General features: G+C 38.5%; 6 protein-coding genes. 1 reads left to right on the top strand and 5 read right to left on the bottom strand.

From position 1 onward, the window contains the following. Positions 1-1,197: 1,197 nt before the first annotated feature. From BWD42_RS23730 to spt, 5 genes are read right to left on the bottom strand one after another with little or no spacing between them, the layout of a single operon-like run. Positions 1,198-1,593: a GtrA family protein gene (locus BWD42_RS23730; RefSeq protein WP_077438896.1), complete on the bottom strand. Its 396-nt coding sequence runs from the start codon at positions 1,591-1,593 to the stop codon at positions 1,198-1,200. Between the two features lie 2 nt (positions 1,594-1,595). Continuing rightward, positions 1,596-2,288 (bottom strand): CDP-alcohol phosphatidyltransferase family protein, encoded by a 693-nt coding sequence (locus BWD42_RS23725; RefSeq protein WP_077438895.1) that lies wholly within the window; start codon positions 2,286-2,288, stop codon positions 1,596-1,598. 9 nt (positions 2,289-2,297) lie between these two features. Then, positions 2,298-3,290 (bottom strand): NAD-dependent epimerase/dehydratase family protein, encoded by a 993-nt coding sequence (locus BWD42_RS23720; protein WP_077438894.1) that lies wholly within the window; start codon positions 3,288-3,290, stop codon positions 2,298-2,300. Then, positions 3,287-4,408: a hypothetical protein gene (locus BWD42_RS23715; RefSeq protein ID WP_077438893.1), complete on the bottom strand. Its 1,122-nt coding sequence runs from the start codon at positions 4,406-4,408 to the stop codon at positions 3,287-3,289. The genes BWD42_RS23720 and BWD42_RS23715 overlap by 4 nt, the downstream gene beginning before the upstream one ends. A gap of 13 nt (positions 4,409-4,421) precedes the next feature. Then, positions 4,422-5,621 carry a serine palmitoyltransferase gene (gene spt, locus BWD42_RS23710; protein WP_077438892.1) on the bottom strand — a complete coding sequence of 400 codons (1,200 nt, stop codon included), beginning with the start codon at positions 5,619-5,621 and terminating at the stop codon, positions 4,422-4,424. Between the two features lie 410 nt (positions 5,622-6,031). Here spt and smpB point away from each other — a divergent pair, with 410 nt between their 5' ends. Continuing rightward, on the top strand, positions 6,032-6,487 hold the full coding sequence (gene smpB, locus BWD42_RS23705) for an SsrA-binding protein SmpB (RefSeq protein ID WP_077438891.1): 456 nt from the start codon (positions 6,032-6,034) through the stop codon (positions 6,485-6,487). The last annotated feature ends 114 nt before the right edge of the window (positions 6,488-6,601 follow it).

The raw sequence follows: 6,601 nt of genomic DNA, 5'->3' as shown, positions 1-6,601 counted from the left end.
AAATGAAGTTTTTGATTCTAACTATTTACATAATCAGAATTCTTTTTTTATATCTCTGATCTTGGATCGAATTGAACTAATTCTTGAATTTTGTTCATGACTTTCGTCTGTCTACTCGTCACGCTACATGATTGTGTTTTCTTAAAGAACTTTTTGCGCTTCAACTTCCGTATCTGCTTTATTCCGATGGGCATTGCGCCCGTCTTTATCGTTTTGTTTTTCCCTTCGTTTCCGTTGGGACTGCAAAGGTAGAAATCTTTTTCGGACTTCCAAAAAACTTTTGAAGTTTTTTTTCTTTTTCCCTTTTCTGATTTCCGCGTTTAAAATAATCTGAACGGGATTTTAGATCCTGTCAGGCTCTCTTAAACCTTTCTTTTTTCATGGCTGCCTGCTCTGGCGGCAACCGTCCCTCCCTTGCGGAGTGGTGCAAAGATAGGGAGTTTATTAACAAACTTCCAAGACTTTTGTTCTTATTTCTTTTATTTTTCTGCTAACTGGCTGGAACGGTGGGGGATTGTTTTTCCCAGCAGGGGGTCTAGTGGGGTACGCGGGGACAAAAAAGCTGGGTTATGTACGAATATGCGGAATTGGGGGGCGAAGGGAGTACCGGTAAAGACAGATGGTGGGTTAGTACCGGATCTGCGGCGGGATTGGGGGCGGGCTGCTGGGGTCAATGTCCATAAAACATCTATGGAGATATCAAATGGAAGATATAGAAAAAAACGGCAAGAATACAGCCGGGAGGAGCTGCATAAAAACAGGTAATATAGGCTGGTCAAAGTATACTTAATTTATCTGTTTGGTTAGGGTTTACTTAGGGTTTGTTTAGGTTTAGTTTAGGTATTGTTTAGGTAAAAGCTAATTAATACCTAACTAAATACTAATTTAAATCTAGATTATTCCCAGACTAAAGGATAATCATTCCATAAACAATTATTACTATAACCACACGTTCTTAATCTCACTTAGAAAGAATATCACTGTTAATACTGCGCTTTTAATGAAAGTCTAAAAAGGAAAGGCTGAAACCGAAATCAAATATACATTGAGCCGTTTCACAAATAACCTGAAGTGGTCGCCACCAGATTACAATTTCACTAACAAAAAATCGAAAAAAAAGATTAAGTCTCCTGAAAAGGTATAAAAGAAAAAGCAGGATTAAGCTGAACTAACATCGTCCAATTGAAGGCAGGAAAATTACTTCTCTATTACTTTAAAAACCCAAAAACGCTGAAGCGTGTAATTAAAACCTAAAGAAACAAGCAACTCGACAAATAGCTTTGACAACAAAAAATTAAAATGGTACACATCCACTAGAAAATGGATACCGGTAGATTTAAGCAGAATGCTACCACAGACAACAATCACAAACTTCCATAACTGGCTAGCAACAGAATTTTGAGTGCTACCAAAAGACCAATACCGGTTGATCAGAAAATTTACGATCGCCCCCAGGCTACCACTGATTGCATTGGAGAAGGGAGCGCTAATATGAAACAGTTTATAACAAGCAGAATATACCCCAAAATCAAACAATCCGCCCAAAAAGGCGGAGAGTTGTGCTTTCAAAAAAGGAATAATCTTTGAAGACATATTTAGCTAACCTCCTCTTGCTGTTTTTTCAATTTGTCTTCCTTATCCTTCGCATCTCCCAATTTCAACAAGAGACGTGTGTCGTTTGCATTGATAATAAAAAGTAAAATACAGATCACAAATACACACCAATTAATGGAGCCCGGCATGAGCACTTCCAATAACATTACTAAGGAAATAATTACCCGTATTTCCGTTGGCCCCAATATACCTGCATCTATGGTGTACTTATCTGTAATCCTATACCGAAGCTGGGATATAATCATTGCCCAACCATATAAGGAAACCAACGTAAATCCAAGATACTTATAATCACCTGTCGTATAAAGTACATAGCCCAATCCAATAAAGACAGTACTGATCCAATCCATTACAATATCCAACGCAAATCCATACCAACGGCGCGATTTATTCCGATAAAAAGCAATACGCCCGTCTAACGAATCACCAAACCATTGCACAAAGAAACCTGGTATCCCCAAGAGTAAATAGCGAATATCCACGTATTCTGCAAGTATAAAGCTCCCCAAAACCATTAACGAGCCAAAAAAACCGATTGCTGTAAGCCCGTCCGAAGTAATCCAGTTAGGTACCCTTGGCACGAGGTACGTAATCAGCTTTTGTTCAGGTTCGCTCAGGATATTTGTTCTTTTCCGATCTTGGAAAAGCTTTTTATTTATTTTAAACTCACTCATTGTCTGTGATTATAACCATTTATTTTCTTTATACCAAGCTAGCGACTCCATTAAGCCTGCTCTCAAATCATATTTAGGTTGGTATTGTATCTGGGTTTGAGCCAATGAAATATCACAGCCCCAATTTTCAGCTGTAAGTTCATTCAATCGCTCTGGATATAGTACAGGTATCTTTTTCGAATTTTTATATAGCCGCTCAAAGATGATGGCCACCGCCTTAACAACTCCCAGTGGAATATGCATACGAAACATCTTCTTCTGGGTAAACTCTCTGAAAAATTTTGCCATTTCATATCTGTCATACACCTGACCATCACTCAAATTGTAGACCTTTTTCCCACCTTGATCCAAGCGGCAGGCATTTAAAATCGCCTGAACCAGATCCGTAACGTAGATAAAACTCAGTTTCTGAGGAGATCTTCCAACATAGGCATCCATTCCGCCGTTCATGGTTTTGAAAAGAATAAAAATATCCTTCTCTCTAGGACCATATACTGCTGTAGGGCGTAAAATTGTCAATGGTTGATCCACAAACTCGTTCAATGCAAGTTCCGCCTTGCTTTTGCTTCGCCCATAAGCTGTTACCGGACAGTAGGGATTACGTTCATCAATTAAATCGGATGCATAAGGCACTGGCCCTATCGCAGCAAGGCTGCTGACAAAAACAAATCTGCTGATTGGATTTTTCAGAGAGAAACAAGCCGATGCCAAGTTTTTGGTGTAACCAACATTGACCTTTTCCAAATCTTCTTCGCGTTTGGCACGTGTCATTGCTGCCGCATGTACAACATAGGTATAGTTTTCCGATTCCAATAAAGCCTTTATCGAAGCTTCATCAGCGAAATCAGGATAAACAAATTTATCCACAACAGAACGAGTTTCAGAAACATCACTCGACTTTCTTACAGCAGCATGAACCTCCATCCCCGCTTCCTTCGCTGCCCTCGTCAAATGATAACCTACAAAACCACTCGCTCCAGTGATCAATATTTTTTCTATCATAATGATTTTTGATACAAACGATAACGTTTGTACAATTCTCCATTCATTTGCTCAATGGCATGGTTCATCATATAATTATGTTCCAACATCCATGAACATTCAGCCCCTTTTATATTAGAATCTTTTGATTCTTTAATAATTCGGCCATATAAACATGCTTCAATACCCATCTTGCGGTAATCTTCCAATACGCCCAACATCAACACCCGAAGCAAATTGATCTTTTTCTTCCCGAACAACAATTTGAAAATACCGGTAGGAAGCAGACGGCCTTTTTTTACTTTGATCAGAATTTGGTTGATATCCGGAATACCAAGACCAAAACCAACAAGCTCACCATCCTTTTCGGCTACAATAGCAAAACGTGGGTCTAAGATCATTTTCAGGTCTTTAGCCGTATAGTTAAATTCATCTTCCGTCATCGGAACAAACCCTGAATTTTTATCCCAGGCTCTGTTATAGATATCACGAACCTTCGCAGCTTCGTTTTTGAAATCTTTTACGTTAAATTGGCGAAGAGTAATGCCCGATCTTTTTAAACGTTCCTCCAGCTTATCCAACAACTTTACAGATCGCTTATCAGCAGTTTGCTCCATGACCAGATAGGCTCTTAGATCGACCTTATGTCCGTAACCGGCATTGATAATTAAATCGATGTAATAGGGCGAATTATAGGGCATCATCGCCACGGGTGGTCTATCGAAACCTTCCACCAAAAGTCCAACGGTATCATTGGTCGATAAATTGATCGGTCCAACGATGGTGTCTCCGCCTTTGGCTTTCACCCATTTTTCGGCAGTTTCGAACAACGCGTTAGCCACCTCCTGGTCATCTATACAATCAAAAAATCCCCATTGACCTTCATTCACATGATTAAAAGCATTGTGATTGTTATTCCAAATCGCGCAGATTCGGCCAACGACTTTATCGTCACGGTATGCTAAAAAAGGCTGTGCTTGGGAATGTTTATAAAAGGGATGCTTATCAGGGGAAAGCAAATCGTTTTGTTCAAGAAATAAGGCAGGTACATAATTAGGATTTCCCTCATAGAGACTATGAGGGAAATCGATAAACAACCGTCTTTGTTTCTTTGTTTCAACGGGTACAATCTGAATCATATACGATTAGATTTTATATTAATGTTTCAACTTCGGCTTGTTTGAATACTTTAACCATCTTCTCGATTGCTTCATCAATTTGGTCATAAGTATGTGTCGCCATCAATGAAAAACGAATCAAAGACTCCTCAGCAGGAACTGCTGGAGAAACAACTGGATTAACAAATACACCATCATCTTGGAGCATTTTTGTCACCCAGAAGGTTTTTTCATTGCTACGAATAAATATTGGTAAGATAGGACTTTCCGTAGCACCTAGATCAAAGCCATGATCCAATAATTGTGCTTTGGCATAATCGGTATTTTTCCACAGTTTCTCAATATGCTCAGGTTCATTTTGGATGATCTCCAACGCCTTCAATGTCGAAGCAACAGATGCCGGCGTCATCGAAGCACTGAACATAACCGAGCGTGCATTGTGTTTCAAGAAATCAATCACATCAGCATCACCGGCTACGAATCCACCTAAAGAAGCTAACGATTTACTGAAGGTACCCATGATTAAGTCTACGTCATCATTAAGCCCAAAATGTGATGCTGTACCAGCTCCCTTGTGCCCAATAACACCCAAACTATGCGCATCGTCCACCATGACCGCAGCATCAAACTCATTCGCAATTGTGGTAAGTTCCGGCAAGTTAACAATATCACCCTCCATACTAAAGATACCGTCAGTACAGATTAATTTTGCGCTTTCTTCAGGTAACCTGGATAATTTAGCACGCAGATCATCCATATTGTTGTGACCGTATTTGATGACTTTCGCAAATGACAAACGGCTACCATCGATAATAGATGCATGATCACGTTCATCCAACAAAATATAATCATTACGACCCATCAGGCAAGACAAAGGACCAAGATTTGATTGGAATCCTGTACTAAAAAGAATTGCGGCTTCTTTACCTACGTAAGCAGATAGTTTTTCCTCCAGTTCTACGTGAATATCCAACGTACCGTTTAAGAAACGTGATCCAGCACATCCCGTACCATACTTTTCCAAAGCATCTTGCGCTGCTTTTATAATACGTGTATCAGTCGTCAACCCTAAATAAGAGTTAGAACCGAACATCAATACACGTCTACCATCGATTTTTACCTCGGTATCTTGTTTTGATTGAATAGGTCTAAAATAGGCATATAAGCCCTTAGCTTTTAACTCCTCTACAATCTTAAATTGCGATATTTTTTCGCCTAACTTTCCTTTACTCATGCGATAAAAAGGTATTTCTAAAACTATTTCTAACTTTTAGATGTTATTGTAACAAACAAAATTCTCGAATTGGACTTTTATATAAAAAACTCTGTCTTCGAATAAAAATCTGCTCTATCCACAATGTAAGTTGAAATTCTACGTTGTATATATTCACAATAATTCCAAAAAACGTTGCAAACATACGAAAACATAATCTGACTTTCGCTTAAATTTAGTCATATTTTTAACACATCGCCCCAAAACAGTTAATTTTATTTTAATACTCCGCTAACATCTCCCACACAATTCTACTATAAAATAAGACAATTTTAATAATTATATTTGCGAACTATAAATTATCCTATAATTAGTTACATTTAGGTTCATTGCAATAGCAATGGTATAGACTTACTAATATACAACAATATATGGCTTTATCTTCAGATATCAATATAAAAAATAAAAAAGCTTCTTTTGAGTATCATCTACTGGACAAATACGTTGCTGGAATTCGACTTTTAGGCACTGAAATCAAATCAATACGCGAGGGAAAGGCAAATATTAACGATAGTTTCTGTAGTTTCTTCGACGATGGTCTTTACATTCGTAACATGCATATTGCCGAATATTCCATGGGTTCATTTTACAACCATGAAGCAAAACGTGACCGTCAACTTCTCCTGACAAAAAAAGAACTGAAAAAATTAAAAGAAAAGGGAGAAGAACGCGGTTTTACAATTGTTCCGTTACGCATTTTTATCAGCTCTCGCGGTTTTGCAAAAGTTGAAATTGCCCTGGCACAGGGTAAAAAAGATTTTGATAAACGGGAAAATATTAAGGAAAGAGATGTCAAACGCGAGCTCGATCGCGTTATGAAGTTCTAATACGGCCAATGCACCGGGGTCAAAGTATCCAAGGGAATACGTTCCTTATTCCTGAACACAACAGAGCAATTGAACTGATCGAACCTTCCGCGAAGATTTTTTGGATATTTACTA

It is taken from the genome of Sphingobacterium sp. CZ-UAM, from assembly GCF_002000245.1.
Classification (GTDB): Bacteria; Bacteroidota; Bacteroidia; order Sphingobacteriales; family Sphingobacteriaceae; genus Sphingobacterium.
Note: the sequence above shows the minus strand (reverse complement) of the source record. Positions and strands in the feature narration are given on the sequence as shown.

What these genes read in the sequence shown, in the direction of transcription:
- BWD42_RS23730 (WP_077438896.1), bottom strand. Translation starts at nt 1,593, where the DNA reads ATGTCTTCAAAGATTATTCCTTTTTTGAAAGCACAACTCTCCGCCTTT.
- BWD42_RS23725 (WP_077438895.1), bottom strand. Translation starts at nt 2,288, where the DNA reads ATGAGTGAGTTTAAAATAAATAAAAAGCTTTTCCAAGATCGGAAAAGA.
- BWD42_RS23720 (WP_077438894.1), bottom strand. Translation starts at nt 3,290, where the DNA reads ATGATAGAAAAAATATTGATCACTGGAGCGAGTGGTTTTGTAGGTTAT.
- BWD42_RS23715 (WP_077438893.1), bottom strand. Translation starts at nt 4,408, where the DNA reads ATGATTCAGATTGTACCCGTTGAAACAAAGAAACAAAGACGGTTGTTT.
- spt (WP_077438892.1), bottom strand. Translation starts at nt 5,621, where the DNA reads ATGAGTAAAGGAAAGTTAGGCGAAAAAATATCGCAATTTAAGATTGTA.
- smpB (WP_077438891.1), top strand. Translation starts at nt 6,032, where the DNA reads ATGGCTTTATCTTCAGATATCAATATAAAAAATAAAAAAGCTTCTTTT.